Below are 26,761 nucleotides of genomic sequence, written 5' to 3'. Positions count from 1 at the left end.
ACAGGTCCTTTTGCTGTTTCTACAAGATCTTCGAGGCCAGCTCGGCCAGTTCAGACCTTTCCCCCTTTTCAAGGTTGACGTGGGCGTAAAGCTTCTGTCCCTTCATCTTTTCAATAATAAAGGCCAGTCCGTTGGTCTGGCTGTCCAGATACGGGTGGTCGATCTGGAAGATGTCCCCGGTAAAAACGATCTTTGTCCCCTCTCCGGCCCGGGTAATGATGGTCTTTACCTCATGGGGGGTCAGGTTCTGGGCCTCATCCACGATAAAAAACACCCTGACAATGCTCCTGCCACGGATATAGGAAATCGGGGTGATCACGATTTTTTCCTCTTCAATGAGCTCATGAATTCTCTTTGATTCGGAATTGGCTTCATTGGAATGGCTCTGCAGAACCGACAGGTTATCGTACAGGGGCTGCATATAGGGATCCAGTTTTGAAGCCACGTCCCCGGGCAGATAGCCCAGGTCCTTGTTGCTCAGGGGGACCACGGGCCGGGCCACAAAGATCTGCCGGTAATACCGTTTTCTGGCCAGGGCGGCTGCCAGGGCCAGCAAGGTCTTCCCGGTTCCGGCCTTGCCCGAAACCGTGACAAGGGGGATATCCGGATTGAGCATGGCGTTCAGGGCAAAGGCCTGCTCCGCGTTCCTGGGTTTGACCCCGTAACAGACCTGGGGCTGGACCAGGCGGATGGTTTCGGTACTCCCGTCAAACCAGGCAAGGGCCGATTTTGACCCGTTCTTTAAAATCATGTTTTCATTTATATAAAATTCATGATCCGGGCTCAGCCTCGTTTTGTCCGTTTCATGGGGTTTGGCATACAAATCTTCAAATACGTCTGCCCCCACGTTTTCAATGGTTTTCAGGCCCGTATACATATCCGATAAATTTTCAACATACTTGGAATTGTAATTCTCGGTTTTCAGACCGATGGACCTGGCCCGAAGCCTTAAGTTGACATCCTTGGTCACAAAGATCACGTTCTTGAAATCGTGTTGCTTGGCAATGACATAGGCGATGTTCATGATCTTGATATCAGGGGTGATTTCATTGAAATTCTCCTTGATCTTCTGATCCAGCTCCATGTCGAGACGAATGGCAATGGTTCCTTCTCCGTTTTCAATGGGGGCGCCGCCGTTGAGCATCTTATCGCTGGACAGGGCGTCCAGGTTTCTTAAAAAATCCCGGGCATTGGCATTGATGACGTTGTTCCCCTTTTTGAACTTATCCAGCTCTTCAATGACGGTTATGGGGATATAGATGTCATTGTCCTTGAACTGGTGAATGCAGGAACTGTCGTGGAGGATTACATTGGTATCCAGGATAAAGATTTTTCTCATAGGGATCTCCGCAAATAAGGGGGTCTTCCGCATTGTACAACTATATGCGGATACCGGATAATGGGGTTGGAGGTTTTTGGCAGGAAAACGCCGGGCAGCAGAATCTCTCTTGGGGCTTGGGGTGATAAAAAGTATTTTGGGCCCATAAGGTGTCCAAAAAGGGTTAGTAATATGGAACTCTTTTGATCCTAATCCAAATACTCCGATTTTACCATAATAAATTTTCCCGGAGTTATCCAGTATTTTAAAACCGATTTGTTATATAATGATGAGACTCGGCAGATGTTTTCGGAAACAGCGGAACTAATCATTTCTAACCACACGCTTGACATCGGTGACTTTTTTCACCCTCCTCACTTCGGACATAATCTTCCTGAGCTGGTCCGAGCTCTCAACCATGATGGTAAAATAAAAGAGTCCGATCCCCTGTTCAGAGGTCTCGGTCTTTGCACTTAAAATATTGGACTTGTTCTTTGAAATCACCGATGCAATGTCGGCCAGAAGCCCGAACCTGTCGTCGGTCTTGATCTTGATGCTGGCCGGATAGGATTCGGAATAGGACTTGCTCCACTGGACCTCTATCTGCCGTTCATTGCTCATCTTCATGACGTTGAGACAGTTTTTCCGGTGAATGGTGACGCCCTGGCCCTGGGTGATATATCCGATAATAGGATCTCCGGGAAGGGGGTTGCAGCATTTTGAAAATTTGACCAGGATATCGTTGAGCCCCTTGACAATGATGCCGGTATCCGTCTTTTTCCGCCTCCGGCCCACAATTTTCTGGAGCAGGCTTTCTTCTTTGTCTTCTTTTTCCAGATCGGGCAGGGCGCGGTTTAAAATCTGGAGGGGGGTGAGCTTGCCGAACCCCACATGGGCAATGAGGTCGTCAACGGTTTTAAATCCGTACCCTTCGGCGATCTCCCGGATCTTTCCGGATTTTACCAGGCTGTTGAAATTCTGATTCTTCTTTTTAAAGATCTTCTCGCACATCTCCCGGCCCAGGGAAAAGGATCTCTCCTTTTCCCGGGCATTGATCCATGCCCGGATCTTTGTCCGGGCCTTGACGGTCTTGACAAAGTTGAGCCAGTCTGAACTGGGGGCGTGGCCCTTGGTGGTGACGATTTCAATGGTATCCCCGGTTTTAAGTTCATGGGCCAGGGGCACCAGTTTCCCATTGACCTTGGCCCCGGTACATTCGGCTCCCACCTCGGTGTGGATGCTATAGGCAAAATCCACGGGCGTGGCCCCCTTGGGCATGGTCTTAATCTCCCCCAGGGGGGTGAACACGTAAATTTCATCGGGGTAAAGGTCAATGCGGACATTCTCAAGGAACTCATCCGGGTCATTGTAATTTTCCTGGTTTTCCACGAGATTCCGGATCCAGGCAAACAATTCCCCGGTGTTTTCTTCCACCTTTGTTCCTTCTTTGTAACTCCAGTGGGCGGCAATGCCGGATTCGGCAATCCGGTCCATTTCATGGGTCCGGATCTGGATCTCCACCCGCTCCCCGCTGGGACCGATCACCGTGGTGTGGATGGACTGGTACATATTGGGTTTGGGGTTGCCGATATAATCCTTGATCTTATAGTAGATGGGCTTCCACATGGAATGGATTCCCCCCATGGCCGCATAACACTGGGGAACCGTATCCATGATGATCCTGAAGGCAATGACGTCATAAATTTCCTCAAAATCCAGGTCCTGGGAGATCATCTTCTGGTAGATGGAATAGTGCTGCTTGTACCGTCCCTTGATCTCGCAGGGCAGTTCCATCTCCTCCATCTTATAGTGGAGCCGGGTGCTGACCTCTTTGATATACTCTTCTTTTTCATGCCTGGCCCGGTTTACCAGGGCGTCGATGCGCTCATACTCATCCCGCAGGGTGTAGTAAAAGGCGATCTCCTCCAGTTCGTGCTTCATCCAGAAGATCCCCAGGCGGGCGGCAATGGGGGCATAGATGTCCAGGGTTTCCTGGGCAATGGCCGCCTGTTTATCCGCGTTCCTGTGGTACTTGAGGGTTCGCATATTGTGAACCCGGTCGGCCAGCTTGATCAGGATCACCCGGATATCATCGGCCATGGCCAGGATCATCTTTCTTAAGGATTCGGCCTGCTGGGCGATCTTGGTGGAAAAAGGAAGGGCCGACAGCTTGGTCACCCCCTCCACGATATGGGCCACTCCGGGGCCGAACATGGCCGTGATATCCTCTTTGGTGGCAGGAGTGTCTTCAATGACATCGTGGAGAAGGGCCGCGGCAATGGATTCCAGGTCCAGCCTCATGTCGGCGAGGATGTGGGCCACCTCCAGGGGATGTGAAAGATAAGGCTCTCCGGAAAGGCGGACCTGGCCGTCATGGACCCGGGCCGAATAGATATAGGCCCGGTCTATGATGTCCGGGTCTGCATCCGGACTGTACTCGTAAATCTTATCCAGTATATCGGTAATTCGGATCATTTACACTGATCTTACCCTGTTGTTGCCTGGGTGAAAAACATTGTCCGTCCAAACCCGGCTAGTAGGCTTTGGCAAATAAAACCCTTTTCTTACTGGGATTGTCACAGCAGATACACCTGCCCTCTTCTTCGGGGCTGTCAAAGGGAATGCACCGGATGGTCACGGAAAGGTCCTGTTTGATCTTTTCTTCGCACTCTCCCGAGCCGCACCAATGGGCATGGACAAAGGCCCCATTGTTGTATCCCCCGGCCTTTTGATAGAGGCTGTAGAACTCTTTTTTGGAATCAATGGAAAAGGTGTTTTCTTTTTGATAGGCCAGGGCCCTCTGGAAGAAATTCTTCTGGATATCATCCAGGATATCAGTGATGGTTTCCACGAATCCGTCCCGGTCCATGGATTCTTTTTCATTGGGTGCCTTGTCCCTGCGGGCCATGAATACGGCGTTGTTTTCAATGTCCCTGGGTCCCAGTTCCACCCGGACGGGAATGCCTTTTTTTACCCATTCCCATCCCCGGGCACCGCCGATGTCCCGGTCATCTATCTCCACGGTCACCCTGCGGCCGTGGAAGTCTTTCTTGTTCAGGGCCTGTTTGAGTTGCTCTGCGCTTTCCAGGACTTGGGAATTGTCCGAGCCTTTCTTGACAATGGGAAGGATCACCACATGGGCCGGAGCCACCCGGGGGGGGACCACCAGGCCGTCATCATCGGAGTGAACCATGATCATACCGCCGATCATCCGGGTGGAGGTTCCCCAGGACGTGGTCCAGGCGTACTCTTCCTGGCCTTCTTCATTCTGGAACTTGATTTCGGAACTTTTGGCAAAATTCTGGCCCAGGAAATGGGAGGTCCCGGCCTGGAGAGCCCTTTTGTCCTGCATCATGGCCTCAATACAGGTGGTGTTGTCTGCCCCTGGGAAGCGTTCGGATTCAGATTTTTCTCCTTTGATCACGGGCATGGCCAGCCAGTTTTCCACAAAATCCGTGTACAGGTCGAGCATGTCCAGGGTTCGTTTCTCGGCCTCCTCCTTGGTGGCATGGGCCGTATGCCCCTCCTGCCACAAGAATTCACTGGTCCGCAGAAACATCCGGGTCCGCATCTCCCAGCGGACCACATTGGCCCATTGGTTGAGGAGAATAGGCAGATCCCGGTAGGAGGAAGTCCACCGGGACATGGACTCGCCGATGATGGTTTCAGAGGTGGGGCGGACAATCAGGGGCTCTGCCAGTTCCCCGGCCGGTATCAGGGTACCGTCCGGTCCCTGCTCCAGCTTGTGGTGGGTGACCACGGCGCATTCCTTGGCAAATCCCTCCACATGCTCGGCTTCCTTTTCAAGGTAGCTTAGGGGAATAAACAGAGGGAAATAGGCATTTTTCACCCCGGTTTCCTTGAACATGGCATCCATCTGATTCATGATATTTTCCCATATGGCAAACCCCCAGGGCTTGATCACCATGCAGCCGCGTACCGGTGAATTTTCAGACATGTCCGATGCCTTGATGACCTCCTGATACCACTGGGGATAATCTTCCTCCCTTGTGGGAGAGATTGCCGCCTTACTCTTTTTTGCCATTCACTTCCTCCAAAAACAATTTGATTCTATTTTTCCATTTTGTCTATTTCATCCAGCAGAACTTCAACAAGCCGGTCCTGGTCCACTTTTTTGACAATCTTTCCCTTCTTAAACAGGATGCCCCGGCCGTCTCCTCCGGCAATGCCGATATCGGCCTCTTTTGCCTCACCGGGCCCGTTCACAACACACCCCATGATAGCAACTTTAATCTCTTGGGAGCGCTCAAGTAAAGCTTTTTCTGCATCCTCTGCGATTTTAAAGAGATTGATCCGGCACCGGCCGCAGGTGGGGCAGGAGATCAGTTCCGGTCCCCGGCTGCGGAGCCCTAAGGCCCGTAAAATCTCGTATCCGGTCCGGATCTCTTCCACGGGATCCCGGGTCAGGGAAACCCGGATGGTATCCCCAATGCCCTTGGACAGAATCATGCCGATGCCTAAGGCAGATTTGGTAATACCGGCAAAAAGCCCGCCGGCCTCGGTCACCCCCACATGAAACGGCACATCGGTCTTCGGGGCCAGCATCTCGTAAGCCCGTACCGTGCGCTCCACATCCGAGGCCTTGAGGGAGACCTTGATATCATAAAACCCCAGATCTTCAAGAATGCGGATATTGGAAAGAGCACTCTCGACCATTCCCTCGGCCGTGGTCCCATGTTTTTTTTCGATCTGTTTTTCAAGGGAACCGGCATTGACCCCCACCCGGATGGGCAAAGAATGGGCCCTGGCGCAGTCGACCACTTTTTTGATTTTTTTTTCATCCCCGATATTGCCCGGATTGATCCTGAGGGCGTCGGCACCGGCTTCGGCAGAGGCAATGGCCAGCCGGAAGTCAAAGTGAATATCTGCGATCAAAGGGATATTGATCCGGTCCTTGATTTCCTGGATAGCCCGGGCATCCTCCATATCCGGAACCGCCACCCGGATGATGTCGCATCCGGCCCGGGTAAGTCCATGGATCTGATGAACCGTTGACTCGACATCCCGGGTATAGGTGTTGGTCATGGACTGGACCGACACAATTGAGTCCGAGCCCACCCCTACGCTTCCGACCTTGATCTGCCGGGTTTTTCTTCTCTCTTTAACCAAAGACATTGGGGAATTTCCTGCTCTATTTTGATAAATACATATGAATAAAATACCACATCAAGGGGTGCTTATTCAAATAATTTACATGGAATGCCCTTGAAAACGGAAGAAAGTACTTCCAGGGACCGGTTCAGGTTTTCAAGGTTAAACACTTCCAGGGAAACGGTTCCGGAGTATCTTTCCAGGATCCGGACCGTCCGGGCAAACAACTCCCGGGGCAGCCGGTCCAGGCCGATGTGATCTTTGGGTCTGGGCCCTGAAAAATCCACCCCGTGGAGGTGGATCACGGCCAGCCGGGCAGGGTAGGTCTCAAATGTCCTTTCAAGATCGTGGCCGTACTTGAAATGGTGGCCTGCATCCATGCATAGACGGATCGGATACTTCTCCAAAAAAGGATCCAGAAGGACCGGGGAATAATCCAGGGTTTCAACGGATACGGCTTCCGGACGGTCGAGCCTGGGAATGAAAAGATCCATGCCGTCCATGGCCCGGTCTTCCCAGTCCGGACCTCCCCCTTCGGGCCTTTCCAGGTGAAGGGTATGGGTGGTGGGGGAAAGGGGCTCAAGCCTCTCCATCAACCTGAGCAGGGTCTGTGCAGCCCTTTCCCGGTCCGGCCGGGCCGGGGCGGTAAGGCTGACGTCCACGGGAAGATGAATATTATAGGTCAGGTCCAGATCCCGGCCAAGAAGGGCCAGCTCGGTCACTTCCGCCCTGGAGGGCAGCACCTCTTCGGGCAAGCTTTCAAAAACCAGGATCTCAATCTCATCAAAGACGGGGCCCAGTTTTTTCACGTTGGGAAGGATGTAATCCGGAAAGATAAAAGAAGTGGTTCCAAGGCGGAAGGGCTTTCCGGGTTTTTCCCCCTTGCTTCCGGCTTTCGGCTTTTGACTTTCGGCTTTCATACCGCCCACCCGATTAGAAAAATAACTGCCAGGGCGACAACCACAGCGACCAGGGCGGAAAGCATCATCAGCTCACAGGCCATCCTGATCTTTGATACGGACGGATCCGGGAACCGGGCTCCGATATAGGGTTTATCCACCATCTGCCCGTGGTATACATTGGGACCGCCCATCCTCATGGCCAGGGCCCCGGCAAAGGCGGCCTCGGGAAACCCGGCATTGGGGCTCTTGTGATTCCGGGCTTCTTCAAAGGCGGTCTTCAGGGCCGTTACTCCCCTTTTGGGAGAGAGGATAAATGCAGCCCCGGAGATCACGAACATGGAGAACCGGGCCGGAATATAATTGGCCATGTCGTCTATCCGGGCCGAAGCCCTGCCGAACAATATATAGGCATCATTCTTATATCCCACCATGGAGTCCAAGGTATTGATCATCTTATAGGCCAGGGCTCCGGGAACCCCCAGCAGAAGAAAGAAAAACAGGGGGGATAAAAAACCGTCCACAAAGTTCTCCGCCACCGTCTCAATAGCGGCCCGGGTCACGGCTTCCCGGTCCAGGGTCTGGGTCTCCCGGCCCACGATCATGGCCACTTTGTTCCTGGCCTCCGGAAGATCCCCGGCCATAAGGGGAATGGCCACATCATGGGCGGCCGTAACAAGACTTTTAACGGAAAAACAATAAAAAAGAAGTACCCCCTGGACAATTATTCCTACCACGGGATGAACGGCAAGGGCCAGCTTCACCACTCCCAGAGAGACAACCCATACCACAGCGATGAGAAAAAGGGCAAAGACCAGACCGGATAAAAAGAGGTTGGTAAAAGCAGCCCTGAATTTTTTTTCAAAAAAGGAGATGGCCCTGCCCATCCAGACCACCGGGTGGGGCAGCCATCTGGGGTCCCCGGCCAGGGCGTCCAGGACAAAGGCAATCAAAAGGATGGCCGGGTATCCGGAGTGTTCAGCCATTTTGAATCACCTTTTTTATGCTCACAGCCAGTTTTGTATTGATCTCCCGGGTCTTAAGGGAAAACCGGACAAACTGCCGGGTCAACCCGTAAAAGTTGGTGCAGTCCCGGATCAGGATCTTGTCCTGGCCCACCCTGGCACAGAATTCCGGGGCTGTGAAGCCTTGAAGCTCGGCCAGGATAAAATAGGTGGAACCGGGATAGATCTTAAGCCCCGGGCATTCTTTTACGGCGTCCGTAAAGATTTGTTTTTCCCTGAAGGTAAACTCTCGTGTGGCTTCATAAAAGGAAAGGATAAATTCAGGCTGGTCAAAGACCCTGGAGATGACGCTCTGGGCCAGGGAATTCACACTCCAGGGCTGGTAATAGCGGAAGAGCTTTTCGATCAGGGCCCTGTCCCCGCTTAAGAAGCCGGTCCGCAACCCCGGGATTCGAAAGATCTTGGACATGGAGGAAAGAACCAGAAGATTGGAATACCGGGTCCGGGAAACCAGGGAGATCTCATCTGCGAGGTCTGCAAAGGGAAGATAGGACTCGTCAATCACAAAACAGGTCCCAGGATGGCGCTTGAGCAGAAACTCGATCCTATCCCTGGATACCAGGGCTCCGGTGGGGTTGTTGGGGTTGCAGAAAAAGACCAGGTCAGCCTGCCCGGCCAGATCGGAAATTTCATCCATATCGGGCTGAAATCCCTGTTCGCTTCGGGCCAGGGCATGGGTGTACTCGATCCCGTGCATGGCGCAGGCATCTTTGTAATCCGAATATGTGGGACCGCAGATCAGGACTTTTTTGCTGTTCAGGGCCATGGGAACGGCATAGATGAACCAGGTGGTGCCGTTGCCGGCCATGACCTGGTCCGGATCAATGGCATGGAATCTTGCAAAGCCCTTTCTCATGGTCAGGGCATCGGGCTCGGGCAGGGAAAGAAGGGTCCCAAGGTTGTTCTCGATCATGTTTGAAATCTCAGGGGGCGGTCCCAGGGGATTCAGATTGGAACTCATGTCAATGATCTCTTGGACAGGGCATCCCAGTTTTTGGGCCAGCTCCTGCTTGTTGCCTCCGTGACCGATAATCATAGCTCGTTTCCTTATTATTGAAGTCTCAGTTGAATGCAGCTCCGGCGCCCAGAAAAAGCAACGCCTCCATGACCTCGGTCATGGCACCCAGCATATCCCCGGTGATGCAGTTCATCTTTTTTTTGTAAAAGCCCAGTATCAATACCAGACCGATGATAAAAAAAAGATTTAAAACCAGTCCCCTAACTCCCAGGAACAGAGAGAACAACAGGGGAATCAGGCAATAAAAAAAGTCTTTCAGGCCGATGGCCCGTTCAAACAGATCCAGTCCCGTGCCTGTCCCTTTTCTGCCGTAATTTAAAAACCGGATGCCGAAAATCATGGAAGCCCTTGAATATGCCGGGACGATCAGCAGCAGGACTATGATTTGAAAGGGGGCCAGGGTGGTCTTCAGGGAATAGATGCCGGCAAGCTTCAGGGCCAGAACAGCCCCTACGGCCACCAGCCCCATCATTCCGATGCGGCTGTCTTTCATGATTTCAAGGGCCCTTTCCCTGGGCCGGTGGCTGAATATCCCGTCGGCCGCATCTCCCAGGCCGTCCATATGAAAGGCCCCGGTCACGGCCAAAAGAAAAACCACGTCCAAAAGCGCGGCCACGGGCGGAGCCCACAGCCGGGAAACCAGGAGATCCGCAAGGATCAGGAGTCCCCCCAAGATCATCCCCACCACCGGAAAAAACCGGATCATGGCCATGGGGGACCAGGCAACATCTTTTCCCGCCGGAAGGATGGTGATAAACAGAAGAGCCGATCGTAGGCCGGATAAAAAATTTGATTTCATATTACTCTTTTCGGGTCTGATAGAACATTCCGCGCTGCTGGAGCGTTGATTCGATCCGGCCTTCCATGACCAGCCGTTTCAACAGAATCTCAAGCTCCCCGATATCCAGGTTCAATGCCGTTCCAAGGTCCTGAACCGTACAGGGCCTTCTATGGATGGTCTCCACCACCATGGCTTCCATATCCTGATCCAAATTCCCATGCCCTGATTTCAGGTCTTTTACCCTGGCGATGATTTCGATATTCCCGGCATCCAGGATCCGGGCAACCCGCTCCAATTCCTCTTTTGATGCCGGTTCAAGACCGGCCAGGGTGCCGGGCCTGTCCAGGGTATTGAGCTGGACCCGGTCCGGCCGGATCTCCCGGATGATCTCCCCAAGTCTTTCAAGCTCCTGCCTTGAATCATTGATCCCGGGCAGGATAAACACCTCCAGCCAGATCTTTCCCGTAAAGGACCGGGCAAAGGTCTTAAGACCCCGGATCAGTTCATCCACGCCGGGTCCCCTGCCGGGGCGGTTTATCTTTCTATAGGTCTTTTGGCTCACTCCGTCCAGGGAGGGAATCACAAGATCGGCCCGGGACAGGTCCTTTCTGACTCCTGGATCCCCCAGCAGGGTGGCGTTGGTCAGTACGGCCACCCGGGTATTGGGTTTCTTTTCTTTGATATGGTCGATTACCCGGCCGATGCTGATGTTCAGGGTTGGCTCTCCGGAACCGGAAAAGGTCACATAATCCGGATCAGGATGGTTTTCAAAATAATGATCCAGTTCTTTTTGAACCGCTTCAAAGGGAACATACTCCCGGCGCTCCAAAGTCAAATCCGTGGTTTGACCGCATTCGCAATAGATACAGTCCAGGCTGCAGACCTTGTGAAAGACCAGGTCCACCCCCAGGGAGAGCCCCAACCGCCGGGAAGGGACCGGACCGAAAATATGTTTATAACTCATGAAGCTTCCATATCTACTCTTTAGGCTTAATCTGGACGCCGATCCCTGCCACGGTCAGAACCACCCGGTCTGCCGCCCCGGCGATTCTCTGGTTCACAAAACCGGCAAGGTCCCTGAACTGCCGGGCAAGGGCGTTGTCCGGGACGATCCCGGTTCCGACTTCATTGGCCACCAGGAAAACAGGGCACTGGCTTTTTTTCAAGGCCTTAACCAGTTTCTCCGTATATTCAAAGATCTTTGATTCATCTTCTTCCTGGACCATAAGATTGGAGGTCCAGAGGGTCAGGCAGTCCACCAGGATGACGTCTGCTTTTTCAGAACGGGTTTCAATGACTTCATGAATATCCACGGGCTCCTCAACGGTCTGCCAGTCCTTTCCCCTCTCAGCCTGGTGTTTGGCCACCCGCCTGTCCATTTCCGGATCCCTGGGAACCGAGGTGGCCAAAAAGATCTTTTCCGGTCCACCGATCCCATTGGCCTCATCCAGGGCAAAACCCGACTTCCCGCTTCTGCATCCTCCGATAACCAGGGTAATTTTATGGTCCAAAAGACTGTCCTTTGTTATGATTCCGTTATAAAGCAGACCAAGAATAACGGATCAACCTTTGCACCGCAACTGAAAATTTTAAAACTTTTTCCGGGACATACCCGGAACTTTCCATGAATCCAAACGATTTGGAAAGAATTATTATGTTTACAAGTTATATTGATTCATGTAGGACTATACCCAATGACCGAGAGTCAGAACAAGACATGAAAATCCTGGATATAGAATGGTTCAGGAAGAACTATTCCGGTGCAGTTCCGGCTTCTTTCATATTTAATTTTTTTAGGAGGCAGGTGTGATCAGTCGCAGTACTGTTAAGATTCTAAATTTGAAACCCGTAACCCGCAAGATGTGTTACGATTTTTATATTGAAATCAACTCTGAACTGGAAACGCCGGACTCTATTATCGAATCTATCTCCTGGTGGAAGGAAGACAAGGAAAAACTCAACCGCCTCTGGTGGGTTCTCAACTATTATTCGGAACAACTCGACCCTGACCGGAACCTGAGGGCCCATGTTGAAAGCCATCTGGATGCCCTGGCCGTCAAAGCCAAACCAGAACCCGAGCCCGAGGATGACCCGGAATCCGAAGCCCCTCCTGCATGATCTTTTCTTTGCCCCAACCTTGCAAAAATCAGAAAGGTTTTCATCTTTTTCTTAAATTTTTATGCCGCGTTGGGGTTTAATTATTGCTTTCACTTCCGGCATTCCATATGTCTACAATGGTTTTATTGCCCGGATACTCCACCGTCTTATACCGGGTGATATTGGAAAGCTTTTGGGTAATTCTTCCCAGCCGGTCGGCCTGGCTTTTTATGGCGTTTAAGCCCCTGTCCACGGTTTCCTCATCCTCTGTTCCCAATAAAAGCAGATCTGAAAAACCGATAATGGCCTGAAGGGGCTGGTTGATCTCATGGCAGACCGCTCCTGCCATTTCAAGAACCCCCTGGAGCCTCTCTTTTTCAGCCGTCTCCTTTTCACTGGCCCTTCTCTGGGAAATATCCGTGACAATGGCAATGGTCCAGTTCATGGGATCCTTGGTGTCCGAGCTGTTGAGGCGGATATTGGCCGGGAATGTGGTCTTGTCTTTTCTGACCACTTCAATCTCATAGTCTGAAATCCCGTGGCTGGTCAACTCTTTATGGATGATATCCCCGGCCAGTTCATAATCTTCAAGGTTTTTGTAGATCATCCTGGAGCTTTTGTCCTGAAAATCCTGTTTGGATTCATACCGGAACATCCTGACCATTTCCTGGTTTACCCATTTAAATACCCGGTCCTCGACCAGGGCAATCCCCACGGGGGACGACTCCAGAATCTTTTCCAGCACCAGGCTCTGGCGATTGATCTTCTCTTCAGATTCTTTTCTCTCAATGGCCAGGGCCACATACCGGGAAACCGAATCCAGAAGCTCCAGATCCCTGGGCTGATAGGTATCGGCAGAGTGGTAGTCCTGAATCACCATGGCCCCGATCACCCGGTCCCTGATGATCAGAGGCGCGCCCAGCCAGACCTTGCTGACCTGGCCGATGACCTCACTCTTCCGCTGCCGGGCAAATTCAATGATGTCTTTTTCATAAAAGATTATGGGCTGACAGGATTGGATCACCTCTCCGGTAAGTGAAGCGGTCCGGCTTAAATGGGGAATGTCGGGCGGACATTTTTCTTTTTCGTCCACGCGGTAGGCAAAGGTGAGGGTGTCCCGGTCTTCATTGAAAAGGGAAATACAAAAATTATTCACCGGAAAAATTTTTCCCAGAGAAGCGTGAATGGCCCTGTACAATTCATCCAGGTTGCGGGTGCTGACCAGGGCCTCGGATATTTCCAAAAGAATCCCCAGGCTCTCATAGTGATCCCTTTCTGGCAGGGGTTTCCAGGGCTCATCTTTCATATTTTACTTTCCCCTAAATCATTATTCCTTGTTGAATACTCTGTTTTTATGCCATAATGCATGAACAGGGTATAGACAAATAGTATAACAAGTGTTTTATTAAATGAGTAGCAATAAATAACAATATAGAGGTTGCCGCTAAACAGCCCACGGAAGACCGTTTATGAAATCCATTGAAGAACTCTCCCTTTTATATGAAATCAGTGAAGCCCTGAACCAGCACATGGACATGAAAAAATCCCTGTTCAAGGTCTTGAGCGTATTGTCCGAATCCCTGAGCCTGGTCAGGGGGATCATCTTCCTGACCAACTCGGAAACCGGGGAGATCCGGATCGAGATTGCCCACGGTATTTCAGAGGAAACCACCAAACAGATCAAATACCTGCCCGGGGAAGGGGTCATCGGCCAGGTCATTGAATCGGGAAAACCGGCCGTGGTTCCCAGGATCAGCAAGGAACCCCTTTTTCTTGACAAGACCCATTCCAGAAAAATTACCGAAGGCCAGGAATACTCCTTTATCTGCGTTCCCATCAAAAAGGAAAACCGGGTGGTGGGCGCCATTAGTGCGGACCGCCCCTTTGAAGGAAAACAGCCCTTAAAACAGGGAGAAAAACTCTTGTCCGTGGTGGCGGCCATGGTGGCCCACCATGTGATCAACATCGAGACGATCCGGGTGGAAAAGGAACAGCTTAAGACCGAAAACCTAAGGCTCAAGTCCGAGCTTGAAAACCGGTACAGCTTTACCAATATCATCGGAAATTCAAACAAGATGCGGGAGGTCCTCCAGATGATCTCCCAGGTCTCGTCCTCTTCGGCCACGGTCCTGATCCGGGGGGAAAGCGGAACGGGAAAAGAGCTGGTGGCCAACTCCATCCACTACAACTCGGCCCGGCATCACAAGCCCTTTATCAAGATCAACTGCGCGGCCATCCCGGAAAACCTCATTGAAAGCGAGTTGTTCGGCCATGAGAAAGGCGCCTTTACCGGGGCCTCCCACCAGAAAAAAGGGAAGTTTGAGATGGCCGACACGGGCACCATTTTCCTGGATGAGATCGGAAACATGGATCTTTCCGCCCAGGTCAAGCTTTTAAGGGTGCTCCAGGAAAAGGAATTTGAGCGGGTGGGTTCCTATAAACCCATCAAAACCGATGTCAGGATCGTGGCAGCCACCAACGCCAACCTGGAGGAGATGGTCCAGCAGGGAAAGTTCAGGGACGACCTCTACTTCAGGCTCAATGTCTTTCCCATCTACATTCCCTCCCTGCGCATGCGCAAAACCGACATCATCCTTCTGGCCGACCATTTCCTGGAAAAATACAGAAAAGAGCATGGAAAAGAGATCAAGCGGATCACCACCCCGGCCATTGACATGATGATGGAGTACCACTGGCCCGGAAATGTCCGGGAGCTGGAAAACTGCATTGAACGGGCCGTGATCCTCTGCAATGAAGGGGCCGTCCACTCCTATCACCTGCCCGCCACCCTCCAGACCGGCACCAAGTCCAAGACCCTGCCCCTCTCCCTGGAAGAGGCCGTGGGCAACCTGGAAAAAGAGATCCTCATGGACTCCCTGAAAAACACCCGGGGAAACATCAAAAAGGCGGCCAAACTCATCAACATCACGGTGAGAAAATTCTCCTACAAGGCGGCCCGGTACAACATCAACTATAAAGATTACCGCTAGGCAGAATCCTGGATTCTTAGTACAAGAGATAAATTCTTTCAATAAATGGGGAACATCAAGGATATTTGATGAATATCATGTCTCCGATCAAAGTCCGCAGCACTCTTTTACGGGAGATCGGTTAATCTTCATTCCCTTTCAAACAAGATTTTATGGTCGACCAGATTCATCCCTTTAATACGGGCCTTGATGATTTTCTGATCACCAAATATATCCACGATGCGCCAGGAATCCGGCCCTTCAGGCTCCACAATATCGACAGACTCGAGCAGCAGTTGTTCTTCATTGTCCTGAACTATATACGCATTTGCTTCACACATGGGGTATCATCTCCTTTAATTTTTCCAACGCTTCCTGTCCCAAATGAGGCAGCGGTTCTTTAACGATACCGACTATTTTGACCCGCTCCTTGGAAAAGGGGAGAAGGATCTTAACAGCCGGGCTGGAAATTACTGCCTCTGCGATCTTGGGCGTCACCTCGCCAAGCATGGCGTTGGCCCAGGTCACGGCTATGGGCCCAAGGATGAAATCAACCCTGGGCGCCGTATAACAGATCGCGCTTTCACCACTGGCACCCCGATTGGCACCGGCTTTAATCATCTGGGCAGTTGCAATGGCATTGGTGCCCAGGGCAATCACTTCCAGAGACTCACCGAAGATTGTCTTTACATACTTAATAAGCGTTGCGCCAATTCCGCCGCCCTGACCATCAATAACACAAACAGATACCATCGGCATAACACCTTTCCCATAAAAAAAGCCATAAAGGTTACACTTCCACCAACCTTCTTGGCCGTTTTTGATTCCGCTATCGAATTAGAAAAGAATACCTTCTTGGTATCTGATGAGTTAATTTTATGCCAGATCCGGAGTTGCATGTCAATCCAAAGATCGAGCCCATGGGGAAACCCGTCTTTAGCTTTTAGCCTCGCCGATGTGGGTATCTTGTATGCCGTGCTGTTTTAAAAAAATGATTGGGTAGCCCGAACTCCGGCCAGAAGTATCCGCCACAATCTTTATAAAAAAAGAAGACATCAGTTAAGGCTTGACAATGACAGAATCATTGAAGTAAGAACAACACTCAAGCTGGTGTGATTGAAATTGCACCATTATATTTGCGATTTTTTCATAAGTTATATGTATATAAGCCAAGAAGGCCTGATGTGAAGCAGGATCTCTTGGCTTTTTTATTTTCCGAAAAGGAGGATGCTGTAAAATATTAACTTTACAGGTATGAAATAAGAAACAGGGAAGGCAGCACAACTGTCCGCTCAAATATCCCGTGCCGCCTTCCCCGGGCAAGCCCCGTGTCGCACCCTCATGGGCAGAACGGAGAGCCTATCCTTTTCTTTAACACCATCATCTGAAGGTGTCAATCATGGGTGGCTTTCCTTTGACGCAGCCCCTTATTTTCTGCCTGCCATACCCCTTTGTCGCGTTTGGTCCCTCTGACTCCCGACCGGACAAAAATACCGGTTAAAGAGTCTTAAAGCCGGGGCCGGCGCATGGGGAAAGGATGCCCATGAAAATTCCAAACGATTTTTTTATCATCTACCAGCCCAAGTACCGGGTCCCCTGCATTTTTGATCTCCATTCCCGGGGGCTGTTCAAAACCCGGCCCTTTGTCACGAAACATTTTGGCTTCAGAGTTCTGGGAAATCCATGCGGCCGGGTTAAACTTCAATGCGCCTGGCTTGTGGAAACCCGAACTACGGATAAAAAATCCGGCCGGACCTGGGGATTTGCCGTTGAGGAGCGATTCCTGGACCTTGACCGTGCCCTTGAGCCAGTCACAGGTGGGTTGGAAAAGGCTTTTCCCGATAAAGAGACCTGCAGAAAAACCCTAAAGAACCTGAACGAGTGGCGCGAGAGCTATCTTCCCCAGGAAAGCAATTCCTCTACAGAGGATCTTGAACGAAAAATTCAGGCTTCCATTGTGGATCACAAGTCCCGGTTGCGCAGCGAACTGGTTCATAAAAACCATGACTGGATTATGGCCGGCCTGCCCCGAACTCTTCAGGATTTCAGGACTTATCTCTATCCAGCGGTCAGGGATCACCTCATTCAAACCTACCGGGAATTGGGAGGGGAATCTGACGAGGCTCGGGTAATCCGTCTCTTGGCCCTGTTTCTCCATATTTTTGACCACGGAGAAACGGATCTGTTCAAAATGCACGATTGGGGAGGGTTTCAGTCAAAAGATCAGGTCTGGGAGTGCTGGTCCGGATTCACGGGTTCCGAGGATGAATCCAGACAGCTTTACAGCACCATGGATAGGGTTTTTCGACCTCTTGCCAAAAAAATAGCTGCCTGACGCGCAGTTGAAAACCTCAACAACCTTTAACAAAAGGAGTAAACGCTTATGCAGGAAATGGAAAATGTCATGTACGTAAAAAATGCGCCCCCTCTAGGCTCGGATCCGGATACTATCTTTTTTGTCCAGGTAGATGCCACCAAATGCCAGGCATGCGGGGAGTGTGAGAACCACTGTGCCACCGGGGCCATTCAGCCGATCAACGATGAAGGCATCCGACAGGTACTGAATCCGGCTGCCTGTATGAACTGCGGCCAATGCCTTATCAACTGTCCCTACGGCGCCATTTACGAAGGCGTCAGCTATGTGAATGAAATCTTTGAAAAGCTCAAAGACCCGGATACCATAGTGGTATCCATGCCAGCACCTTCAGTGCGCTATGGTTTGGCCGAATGTTTCCTCCGCCCGGTGGGAACCTATGCCGGCGGCAAGATGCATGCTGCTCTTAAGGCACTTGGATTCGACTATGTCTGGGACAACGAGTTCACCGCAGACGTCACCATCATGGAGGAAGGAACAGAACTGATCGAAAGGATTGCAAAGCCTGACAAGGAAAAACCCCTTCCCCAGTTCACGTCCTGCTGTCCCGGCTGGATTAAATTTGTGGAGTCTTTCTATCCGGATCTCCTGCCCCATGTCTCCACCTGCAAGTCCCCCATCGCCATGCTCGGCCCCCTGGCCAAGACCTATGGTGCCCATGAAACCCACTGCCGGCCGGAAAAAATCTACACGGTATCCATCATGCCTTGTATCGCCAAAAAGTACGAGGGCCTCCGCCAGGAAATGGCCGACTCCGGGTTCAGGGACATCGACGCCACCATCGACACCCGGGAACTGGCCTATATGATCAAACGGGCCGGTATCAATTTTGAAACCCTGCCGGACCGGAAGCCGGATCCCATCCTGGGTCAGTCCACGGGTGCAGCCACCATCTTCGGCAACAGCGGCGGAGTCATGGAGGCGGCCTTGCGGCTGGCCTATGAAAAATTATCCGGCAAAACCCTGAAGGACCCGGCCATCAAGCTGGTCCGTACCCGTGAGGGCATCAATACGGCCGAAATCGATGTGCCCAATTTTGGGACGGTTAAAGTGGCAGTGGCCAGCGGCCTGACAAATGCCGCCAAACTCTGTGATGAGGTCCGGGCCAAAATGGCGGACTATCACTTTATCGAGATCATGACCTGTCCGGGCGGATGCGTCAACGGCGGTGGTCAGCCCGTGGACCCGGAAGTGCGGACGGCTTCACTTGCCCGCAAGATCAGACTTGCCATGACCCGGCGGACCGGATCCGCTATTCAGAAGGGAGAGATTATATGAAAAAGATACATGTCTCAAGACGCGGCTTCATTAAAACTGTCAGCCTAGCAGCAGGATACGCGGCCATCGGTGCACCCCTGATCCCCATGGCCGGGGCTGCTGAAATCGATTTTGTGGGTACCCGTCAAAAATCGGTGTACCAGGCAGATACCAAAATATACAAGATCCGGAAGTCCCAGGACAATCCCATGGTTCAAAAGCTCTATGACCCCAAACACGGATTTCTGCATGACGGGCCCGGCGGCCACATGTCCCACCATTTGCTTCATACCCATTATGTGGACCGAAGCGAACGGATAAAAGCATTAAAAGAAAAGGGCTTTCAACTGAGCCTGTAACCCGGAAAAACCGCCGGTCCTGTCAGGGCCGGCGGTCAATAGGAAAATTTCAACATGACGCCGGTCCTCTTTTCACTCCGCACTGTCCCCACATGCTTCCGGATCCTTTTCAGCGTGATCACTTTTGTTCTCGCCCTTTATCTCCCCCAGGCCATGGGCCTGACTCCGGAATCGACCGAAACCTCAGCCACGGATCTTGACCCTGTGGTGGTTACGGCCCGGGGAACACCCGGTTTCGCCTCCCAGACTCCGGGCAGTGTGGGTGTGGTGACCATGGATGAGATTGACCGGACCCGTCCGGTAAGCCTGACAGACATCACCCGTTTCATTCCAGGGGTGGAAAAAACCACAGACTCTCCCTGGGGCTCGGACATCAACATCAGAGGGCTGAGCCGGAACAGCGTCCTTTTCCTCATCGACGGCTGCAGAATCAATACGGCCACGGACATCAACGCCCGGTTCGGCCTGCTCAATCCCGAGGACATTGGCCGTATCGAGGTGCTCAAGGGACCCATCTCCGCCCTTTACGGATGGGGGGCCATGGGCGGGGTGGTCAATGTAATCACCCGGAAAGGGGAATATACCGGAACTGCCCGGACAAGGGGAGAGATAAGGGCACAGGCCATGTCCAACCCGGAGGGATACGGGGTCTACGGAACGGAGCTGTACGAAAGCCCCGATGCCTGGTTCTTGGGCTCCGGAGGGTACCGGGATTATGCCGAACGGAAAAGCGCAGGGGAAACCCTCCTTCACAACAGCCAGTACAGGGATGTCTACGGACGGTTCGGTACCGGCTGCCAATGGAACGCTGAAAACGAGACCGAAATCAACATTCAGGTCATGGAGGGACGGAATATCGGTATCCCGGGAAAGGGGCTGGCTTTGAGCGAAGGCCCCGACGCCACATATCCCCTTACCCGACGCATCCTGGGATCCGTCACCCAGACCCTGACACCGGAAGGCAGCGTCCTGACCCGATCCCGGCTCAGGCTTTTCTTCCAGGAGGTGGAACGGAAGGTCCGGCTGGACGCCTTCCCCTCCTCAGCGGCCCTGGTATCGGCAGAACCCGGGGCAGACCATGCCACCCTGGGCCTGAATTGGACCAACCATCTATCCTTAGGGGATCACGCCCCTGTTGTGGGTTTTGAAGTCTGGCAGTGGAAGATCGATGACACGGAACGGATCAAAACCCTCAAAAGCGGCCTTACGGGAATCGACTCCAGCCTGGGCAAGGTTGCCCAAGCCGTGGGAGGAATCTTTGTCGAGGATACCTGGCCTGTTTCCGATCGCCTGGAACTGAATCTGGGCGGACGCCTGGATGCCACACGGGTCAAGAGCGACGATCTTTACAATTGGATCTCTCCCCCGTCCCCGGCGATACGCATCACCCGGGTCCGGGAGGGCGAAATTGAAGAGGACGCCAGTTTCCAGGGCCAGATCGGCCTGACCTGGCAGGTGGGCCCCCGATGGTCTGCCACAGGCGTTGCCGCAACCAGTTTCCGTCCTCCGGATCTCATGGACCGGTTCAAGTACGTGAGCCTGGGAAGCGGAGTCAGCCTTTACGGCAACCCGGACCTGGAACCGGAACAGTCCCTTTTTTTCGAGACCGGTGTCCATTACATTTCCCGGAACTTGAGGATTACAGGCGCACTCTATTGCAACCGCCTCCGGGACATGATCACGGAACATCAGGTCAGCGCAACCCGGATTGAAATGGAGAATATAGACCGGGCCAGGATATACGGCAGCGAGCTTTCCGGGGAATGGCGTATCATTTCCGGGCTCAGGGCCCGGACCAGCCTGGCATGGACCCGGGGGGACAACCAAACCACGGGTGAAGCCCTGCCCTATATATCTCCCCTGAATACCCGGGTCTCTCTGGTGTGGGAGGAACAATCCGGAAAGGCGGCAAAGGGATGGTGGGGCGAGCTGACCCATGAGTGGGCCGCAGCCCAGGACCGGGTGCCTTCCGGTCAAACCGGGTCCGAAAGCTGGCAGACCCTGGATCTCAGCGCCGGCTGCCGATTCCGGGCCCTAACCCTGGATCATGAACTGAGTTTCGGTGTAGCCAACCTCTTGAACGAGGATTACAGCAATTTCCTGGCCACATCCCGGGGTTTGGAACTGAAGGAAGCCGGCATCAGCCTGTTCTGCCATTATAAGGTTCAATTCTAGCCCCGGTACCGATACCGAACCTGTCTGGAGGAAGCAATGAAAAAAATCATGATCATGGGGTTGGGAGATGTATTGAAAGGGGATATGGGCGCCGGATGCGCTGTCCTGGAAAAGATGGCTGAAACCGTTTCCGGTAAGGATGTCGATTTTGCCTACCTGGGCTGCGACACCCGGTTTGCCGCAGGTTATCTTCTGGGTGTGGACCTGGCCGTTATCACCGGGGCTCTCGATCTTTCCGGGAGGCCGGGCACCCTCCATATCTGGGATCAAGCTGTCTTTGACCGGAATCTGGAGTGGATGGCCAAATGCTTTCCTGAGATCCGGGGAGTAGCCCTGGCCCTGGCCCAGACGAAACTGGCCGAAGGGTTTCCCGGCCGCCTGGTGTTTATCTGGATCAACCCCCTTCACACCGAAACCTACGGGATTTCTAACCTTGTGCAGGGGGCGGTGACCAGGGCTGTCTGGCGGATCCACCGGGAGATTTGGCACATGCGTCTTTCCCAGGCACCCTGTCCCGCCCGGAACGCGTCCAAGGAATTTAAAAAATATTGGTATGAAAACTGAGTACCTGAAATTTCAGAAAAGACCCGGGAAATCACAACTCACATAGCCACATATCTATTTTTTCCATTTTTGCTTTTTCTTAGGCAATCCGATTAAAAAAATTTAAAATAAAGGCTCTTATTTGTTCCCGTAGACAATAAAAAACGGGGGCGGTGAATACCTGCTTTCTCCATAGGGATTAACCCCGAAATGCTTTCGGATGTCACAGGAAAGAACCTGCTGGAATCCGGCCTTTTTCATCAGACGGCCGGCGTCCTTCAGGGTCACGCCCTCATACAGGGGAAGGGTATGGATCAGGGAGGCATAATGGGAAAAGAACCGGCATGGGATAAGACTGCGGGTCTTGAGAAACCCTTTTATTGTTTTTAACAACAGATGGTGAATTCTGGACCAGGTGGTATTGCGCCAATAACCGTCGGAGATAATGATCCGGCCCCCTGGTTTTAAAACCCTGCGCCATTCCTTAACGGCCACCTCGGGATTGGGAAGAGTCCACACAAGGTTCCGGGTGACGACCACGTCAAAGGTGTTGTCTTCATAGGGGAGTTTTTCCGCATCCCCGGTCTTGAAGTCCACACCAAGCCCCAATTCTCTGGCTTTCAGGCCGGCACGCTGGATCATGCCCGGGGAAATATCAATTCCCGTAACCTCAAACCCTTCCCGGGCAAGGTAAAATGCCAATTGTCCAGGACCTGTTCCCACATCAAGGGCCCGAAGACCTTTTCCCCGAACATGGGACACCAGACCCTTAATGGTGGATTCCCAGTTTTTTACCGTCTCGATGGATTTGGCCAGATCCAGTTCGTAACTTGCACTTCTCCAGTTCCAGTATCTTTCAATTCTGTTTTTAAGTCTGTCCCTGCCGCAGACTGCCATTGATTTTTCCTCCTGTCTCGATCGTATTGTGCGGCATGCCAAAAAAAAACCACAAAGGTTCGACATGCACTAACGGCCTGAACCTTCATGGTTATTTTTTTTATGGGTGCCGCAGGCAGGCTGAATTCCGGCTGCTTTGGCAGGTCTTGAGAATCTGACTGAAACATCTGCCTTCTGGCAAATTTTCCTTTCTATATTAAATCATCATGGGATAGTCAAGCAGAATACTATTCTCTTGACAGGGTAACAAAATCCACGATTTGTAAGATCTATTTAAAAGGAATTAATAATAAGTATTGACGCCTGGATTATTTTATGGTTTATTCCTATTTAAGATTTAATTCTTATTTAGGAATCAACCTATGGAAACATATAATATAAATATGGAACAAAAAATGACCCGCTTTAATGAGGTCTGCAAAAACGCAGGGATTAAACTGACCCACCAGCGTATGGAGATCTTTAAGGAGGTGGCCGGAAGCAAAGCCCATCCGGATGCGGAATCCGTGTTCCGGGGGGTTCATGAGAGAATGCCCACCCTGTCCCAGGACACGGTATACCGGACCCTGTGGCTGCTCAAGGATCTGGGGCTGATCACCACCGTGGGCGTATCCCGGGAGCGGACAAGGTTTGACGGCAATATCCATCCCCACCATCATTTTGTCTGCAGCCGATGCGGATCCACATATGATTTTCACAGCCGGGAACTGGATGAACTTAACCTCCCCGATCAGATCAAGGATATGGGAAGGGCCGATGATTTCCAGGTCACGGTAAAGGGCGTCTGCAAAGACTGCTCCGATTCATAACAATGCAAAAAACCAAAAACCCATAACACAAAGGAGATTTTATCAAGATGACAACCACAGACAACCTTCAGGCAGCATTTGCCGGCGAGAGCCAGGCCAACAGAAAATACCTTGCATTTGCCAAGAAAGCGGATCAGGACAATCTTCCCCAGGTGGCCAAGCTTTTCCGTGCAGCTGCGGAAGCCGAAACCATTCATGCCCACGCCCATCTCAAGGCCATGGGCGGGATCAAGACCACCCTGGAAAACCTGGAAGAGGCCATTGAGGGTGAAGGGTATGAGTTCAATAAAATGTACCCTCCCTTTCTGGCCCAGGCCAAGGAAGAAGGCCACAAACAGGCCGAAACATCCTTTAAGAACGCCCTGGAGGTTGAAGGGGTTCACCATGATCTTTACTCCAAAGCCCTTGAGGCCGTGAAAGGCGGAAAGGACCTGGAAGGAACCTCCATCTATGTCTGTCCGGTCTGCGGCAACACCGTAGAGGGAGAGGCCCCGGATACCTGCCCGGTCTGCAATGTTCCCGGAGACAAGTTTTTTGAAGTGAGCTAACCAGAGAAACCGCTGCGGTCTTTCAAGGGCCGCTGCGGTTCTTTTATCTATCCACAGAATCCAACCTAAAAAATAGCCATGCCTCTCCTTTTACCCGGAAGAAAGGGCCAGCCCCTGAATTCCCACATATAATTTCCCGTCAGGTGCCTCAATCACATTATCGGAAAATTCTAAACCGGGTGCCGTAGCCCTGAAATACCCAAGATCATAGGGCTCCAGGCCCACATAGATCCTGCCCTCTTTTTCAATTAAACTTGAGCAGAGGCCGAAATCCACCTCTCCCAGGGGGGTCTGAATCATATAAAGGGGGATCTCTCTTCCCGAGCATTCCTTCCTGATTTTGGATGCGATATTGATGATGGTTTCCGTTTCTATGGGATCAGTCCGGTTAAATCGGTTCTGGATATCAAGGCCTGCCGCATAGAGATGGTGGAATTCGATGCCGGCCCGCCGAAGGTTGTGGGCCGTTTCAACCATGATGGAAGGGGTGTTGTTTACCCCGGAGATCAGGGGAAGGTTGGCATAGATCTCCAAGCCCAAGGATCTGATTTCCCGGACTGCCTCTGCGTGGGCCCCTCCAATCTCTTCCGGCCGGACAAACCAGGTTTCAATTTCAATTCCCACGGGATCTGCCAGACTGAACCGGCCCCATTGGGATATCCGGTCCAAAATGTTCCGGGTCAGGGCTTCCGGATGCCGGGCAAACCCGGCACAGCAGATCCGGATACAGGTGATAGAGTCTATTTCTTTCAAACCCTGTGCGAGCTTGTCTGCCCGGTCCAGTACCGGGTCCGGGTCTTGAAGATCCATTCCCCGGATCACCACATCCGTGATCTCCGGATGGGACCGGATATATTCCAAGCCATGGGCATCTCCGGACAGATCTATTTCCACCCGGGTTTTATGGGTCCGGATCATGGATGTATCGGGGCGGATAGCCCCGCTCAGTCCTGGGTCATGAATCCTATCAAAAATATCCGGTCCGGGTATTTCAGGATAAGGCTCTACCGTTTCTCTGGCCGGGGTTTTCGCAAGGGAGGCCAGGCCCCTTTTTCCCCTGAACAGATCCAGATCCCCGGCCCGGGCCAGCATTCTCACATCCAGTGTTCCTTCCCGGTTTTCCCGGACATGGGGAAGAGAGTCCTGGTCCGGGGTAAATCCCTTAAAATACTCCAGGGTATAGGGGGTGCGGATCCAGATAAATTCGGAGTCCGGCTCCACGGCCCATCCGCTGGTCTCCCATTCGATCTTTCCCAAAGAGGTGGCCGTGCATAATTTGGGCATGGCCCGGTCGGACAGATGGGCCCGTAAGTATTGAAATGCCTCAATCGCATCGGAAATGGAGGTCTCAAATTTTTTTGTTCCCTGGATGGGATGGCAGGGGGTAAATATATAGTAGATCTTTACACCGGCATTGCGGAGCCTGGAGAACAGGGTGGCCAGGACAGGGCCCTCATTGTTCACCCCCTTTAGAAACGGGGTCTGGAGATAGACCCGGATCCCGGCCCGGGTCAGCCGGGTGATGATGGAAAGGCTCTGGATGGAAATCTCATCGGGATGGATAAAATGAACTCCGATTTCCAGCTGCTTTCCCTTCTCCCTGACAATCAAATGCTTTTCCTGGAGATATTGGATCAACCGCCCCTTATTTTTCAAAAAAAGCTTTGGAAAATAGGAAATAGATCTTGTGGCAATGCGGATGACCTGGATATGATCCATTTCCGTCAACCCGTCCAGGGCCGCTTCCAGGCTGCCCGGGTAAAGAAAAGGCTCTCCCCCGGTGATGAGGATCTCCCGGATATCCTTGTTTTTTCTCACTTGGGACAGGGCCGAGAGGATATCCTTTCTGTCCGGGGATTTTTCCCGTCGCAGGTCTTTATGTTTCCTGAAACAGAACCGGCAATAGACCGGGCATTCCATGCCCAGAAGAAAGATCACCCGGTTCCGGTACATCTGCTCCATGATTCCCTTTCTGAAATGGCCTTCAAAGGTGGAGGCAAGACCCCAGGGATCCAGTTCCCCTTCAAAGGGAAGGTATTGATCGGACACAGCCCTTGAGACCATGGACTGGCGGATCACATGATCGGAGAGTCTTACCGGGTAGAGATCCAGGATCTTTTCCATTTTTTCTTTGTCTTCCCTGCCTGGACCCCACGGCAGAAGGGAGTCCATCTGATCCATGGATCTAACGGATATGGACCGGTCTTCAGGATAAACCACCTCCAGCAGAGCGGTCAAAAAAACAACCGGCACTTTAATTGTATGGATGACAACGGGATGTCTTTTTTGTATCAGACCGGATATCCGGATGAAAAAACCGGCCGGATCCTCTTTATATCCGCAGGCGGCCCGGAAGGCACCAAATTTTTGTTCCGGAGCGCTTGAACGGATATGATTCCATATTTCGGGACCGAGCAGGTTCAGGCTTCCATGGGTTTTAAAAAAAAAGATGGCCCTCGTTTCCAGTATCGCTGTTTCTATGATTCTGCCGGCAAACTCAATCTGCCCCGGTTTCATACATATCCTTTCTTTCTTCTGTTCAGGCAGAAGAGCTTGGCTCCATAAAATAGGGTTTAATTT

General features: G+C 52.1%; 24 protein-coding genes. 9 read left to right on the top strand and 15 right to left on the bottom strand.

Annotated features, from left to right (window positions below; translation table 11 throughout):
- Positions 1 to 19: 19 nt before the first annotated feature.
- The 10 genes from F608_RS0112770 to cobU form a co-directional block, all read right to left on the bottom strand.
- A complete protein-coding gene (locus F608_RS0112770) occupies positions 20 to 1,339 on the bottom strand; it encodes a PhoH family protein (RefSeq protein ID WP_022666036.1) in 1,320 nt (439 codons plus the stop codon).
- 303 nt (positions 1,340 to 1,642) lie between these two features.
- Entirely contained in the window at positions 1,643 to 3,793 is a 2,151-nt protein-coding gene (locus tag F608_RS0112765) for a RelA/SpoT family protein (protein ID WP_022666035.1), read from the bottom strand.
- 58 nt (positions 3,794 to 3,851) lie between these two features.
- A complete protein-coding gene (gene proS, locus F608_RS0112760; protein ID WP_022666034.1) occupies positions 3,852 to 5,363 on the bottom strand; it encodes a proline--tRNA ligase in 1,512 nt (503 codons plus the stop codon).
- A gap of 26 nt (positions 5,364 to 5,389) precedes the next feature.
- The gene (gene ispG, locus F608_RS0112755; protein WP_022666033.1) at positions 5,390 to 6,454 is read right to left on the bottom strand and encodes a flavodoxin-dependent (E)-4-hydroxy-3-methylbut-2-enyl-diphosphate synthase; all 1,065 of its coding nucleotides are present in this window, start codon (positions 6,452 to 6,454) and stop codon (positions 5,390 to 5,392) included.
- Positions 6,455 to 6,516: 62 nt separating this feature from the next.
- A complete protein-coding gene (cbiR, locus tag F608_RS31740; protein ID WP_022666032.1) occupies positions 6,517 to 7,350 on the bottom strand; it encodes a cobamide remodeling phosphodiesterase CbiR in 834 nt (277 codons plus the stop codon).
- A complete protein-coding gene (cbiB, locus tag F608_RS0112745) occupies positions 7,347 to 8,315 on the bottom strand; it encodes an adenosylcobinamide-phosphate synthase CbiB (protein ID WP_022666031.1) in 969 nt (322 codons plus the stop codon). Before cbiB ends, cbiR begins: the two co-directional genes overlap by 4 nt.
- Positions 8,308 to 9,390 carry a pyridoxal phosphate-dependent aminotransferase gene (locus F608_RS0112740; RefSeq protein WP_022666030.1) on the bottom strand — a complete coding sequence of 361 codons (1,083 nt, stop codon included), beginning with the start codon at positions 9,388 to 9,390 and terminating at the stop codon, positions 8,308 to 8,310. The genes cbiB and F608_RS0112740 overlap by 8 nt, the downstream gene beginning before the upstream one ends.
- A 25-nt stretch (positions 9,391 to 9,415) precedes the next feature.
- Positions 9,416 to 10,171 (bottom strand): adenosylcobinamide-GDP ribazoletransferase, encoded by a 756-nt coding sequence (locus tag F608_RS0112735; RefSeq protein ID WP_022666029.1) that lies wholly within the window; start codon positions 10,169 to 10,171, stop codon positions 9,416 to 9,418.
- Position 10,172: 1 nt separating this feature from the next.
- Positions 10,173 to 11,117, bottom strand: coding sequence for a radical SAM protein (locus F608_RS0112730; RefSeq protein WP_022666028.1), 945 nt, complete (start codon positions 11,115 to 11,117; stop codon positions 10,173 to 10,175).
- A gap of 13 nt (positions 11,118 to 11,130) precedes the next feature.
- Entirely contained in the window at positions 11,131 to 11,664 is a 534-nt protein-coding gene (gene cobU / locus F608_RS0112725) for a bifunctional adenosylcobinamide kinase/adenosylcobinamide-phosphate guanylyltransferase (RefSeq protein ID WP_022666027.1), read from the bottom strand.
- A 295-nt stretch (positions 11,665 to 11,959) separates the two neighbouring features.
- Between cobU and F608_RS0112710 the strand changes: the two genes are divergently transcribed.
- On the top strand, positions 11,960 to 12,271 hold the full coding sequence (locus F608_RS0112710) for a hypothetical protein (RefSeq protein WP_027362706.1): 312 nt from the start codon (positions 11,960 to 11,962) through the stop codon (positions 12,269 to 12,271).
- Between the two features lie 76 nt (positions 12,272 to 12,347).
- Here the strand turns inward: F608_RS0112710 and F608_RS0112705 are convergent, their stop codons facing one another.
- Positions 12,348 to 13,556, bottom strand: a complete 1,209-nt coding sequence (locus F608_RS0112705; protein ID WP_022666023.1) for a GAF domain-containing protein — start codon at positions 13,554 to 13,556, stop codon at positions 12,348 to 12,350.
- Positions 13,557 to 13,719: 163 nt separating this feature from the next.
- Here F608_RS0112705 and F608_RS0112700 point away from each other — a divergent pair, with 163 nt between their 5' ends.
- Positions 13,720 to 15,240 carry a sigma-54 interaction domain-containing protein gene (locus F608_RS0112700; protein WP_022666022.1) on the top strand — a complete coding sequence of 507 codons (1,521 nt, stop codon included), beginning with the start codon at positions 13,720 to 13,722 and terminating at the stop codon, positions 15,238 to 15,240.
- A gap of 128 nt (positions 15,241 to 15,368) precedes the next feature.
- Here F608_RS0112700 and F608_RS0112695 read toward each other — a convergent pair whose 3' ends face one another.
- Positions 15,369 to 15,560, bottom strand: a complete 192-nt coding sequence (locus F608_RS0112695; RefSeq protein WP_022666021.1) for a CooT family nickel-binding protein — start codon at positions 15,558 to 15,560, stop codon at positions 15,369 to 15,371.
- Positions 15,553 to 15,978 carry a DUF3842 family protein gene (locus F608_RS0112690; RefSeq protein WP_425248198.1) on the bottom strand — a complete coding sequence of 142 codons (426 nt, stop codon included), beginning with the start codon at positions 15,976 to 15,978 and terminating at the stop codon, positions 15,553 to 15,555. Before F608_RS0112690 ends, F608_RS0112695 begins: the two co-directional genes overlap by 8 nt.
- Before the next feature lie 784 nt (positions 15,979 to 16,762).
- Here F608_RS0112690 and F608_RS0112685 point away from each other — a divergent pair.
- Genes F608_RS0112685 through F608_RS0112665 form a run of 5 tightly spaced genes read left to right on the top strand, consistent with a single transcriptional unit; the run spans position 16,763 to position 21,948 of the window.
- Entirely contained in the window at positions 16,763 to 17,554 is a 792-nt protein-coding gene (locus tag F608_RS0112685) for a hypothetical protein (protein ID WP_022666019.1), read from the top strand.
- 48 nt (positions 17,555 to 17,602) lie between these two features.
- Positions 17,603 to 18,871: a [FeFe] hydrogenase, group A gene (locus F608_RS31735; RefSeq protein WP_022666018.1), complete on the top strand. Its 1,269-nt coding sequence runs from the start codon at positions 17,603 to 17,605 to the stop codon at positions 18,869 to 18,871.
- Positions 18,868 to 19,209 (top strand): iron hydrogenase small subunit, encoded by a 342-nt coding sequence (locus F608_RS0112675; protein WP_022666017.1) that lies wholly within the window; start codon positions 18,868 to 18,870, stop codon positions 19,207 to 19,209. Before F608_RS31735 ends, F608_RS0112675 begins: the two co-directional genes overlap by 4 nt.
- 54 nt (positions 19,210 to 19,263) lie before the next feature.
- Positions 19,264 to 21,384 (top strand): TonB-dependent receptor plug domain-containing protein, encoded by a 2,121-nt coding sequence (locus F608_RS0112670; RefSeq protein ID WP_022666016.1) that lies wholly within the window; start codon positions 19,264 to 19,266, stop codon positions 21,382 to 21,384.
- A gap of 36 nt (positions 21,385 to 21,420) precedes the next feature.
- Entirely contained in the window at positions 21,421 to 21,948 is a 528-nt protein-coding gene (locus F608_RS0112665; protein ID WP_022666015.1) for a hypothetical protein, read from the top strand.
- Between the two features lie 117 nt (positions 21,949 to 22,065).
- On the opposite strand, the gene F608_RS0112660 is transcribed toward F608_RS0112665, so the two are convergent.
- Positions 22,066 to 22,824, bottom strand: coding sequence for a class I SAM-dependent methyltransferase (locus tag F608_RS0112660; RefSeq protein WP_022666014.1), 759 nt, complete (start codon positions 22,822 to 22,824; stop codon positions 22,066 to 22,068).
- A 395-nt stretch (positions 22,825 to 23,219) separates the two neighbouring features.
- On the opposite strand from F608_RS0112660, the gene F608_RS0112655 reads away from it, so the two are divergent.
- Complete coding sequence (locus tag F608_RS0112655) at positions 23,220 to 23,633, top strand: Fur family transcriptional regulator (protein WP_244154288.1); 414 nt, start codon at positions 23,220 to 23,222, stop codon at positions 23,631 to 23,633.
- A 47-nt stretch (positions 23,634 to 23,680) separates the two neighbouring features.
- Positions 23,681 to 24,181: a rubrerythrin family protein gene (locus F608_RS0112650; RefSeq protein ID WP_022666012.1), complete on the top strand. Its 501-nt coding sequence runs from the start codon at positions 23,681 to 23,683 to the stop codon at positions 24,179 to 24,181.
- 90 nt (positions 24,182 to 24,271) lie between these two features.
- On the opposite strand, the gene F608_RS31730 is transcribed toward F608_RS0112650, so the two are convergent.
- The gene (locus tag F608_RS31730; protein ID WP_022666011.1) at positions 24,272 to 26,698 is read right to left on the bottom strand and encodes a radical SAM protein; all 2,427 of its coding nucleotides are present in this window, start codon (positions 26,696 to 26,698) and stop codon (positions 24,272 to 24,274) included.
- Positions 26,699 to 26,761: the final 63 nt, after the last annotated feature.

The sequence above is a fragment of the Desulfospira joergensenii DSM 10085 genome, assembly GCF_000420085.1.
Taxonomy (GTDB): domain Bacteria; phylum Desulfobacterota; class Desulfobacteria; order Desulfobacterales; family Desulfobacteraceae; genus Desulfospira; species Desulfospira joergensenii.
This window is presented reverse-complemented; position numbering and strand designations above follow the sequence as displayed.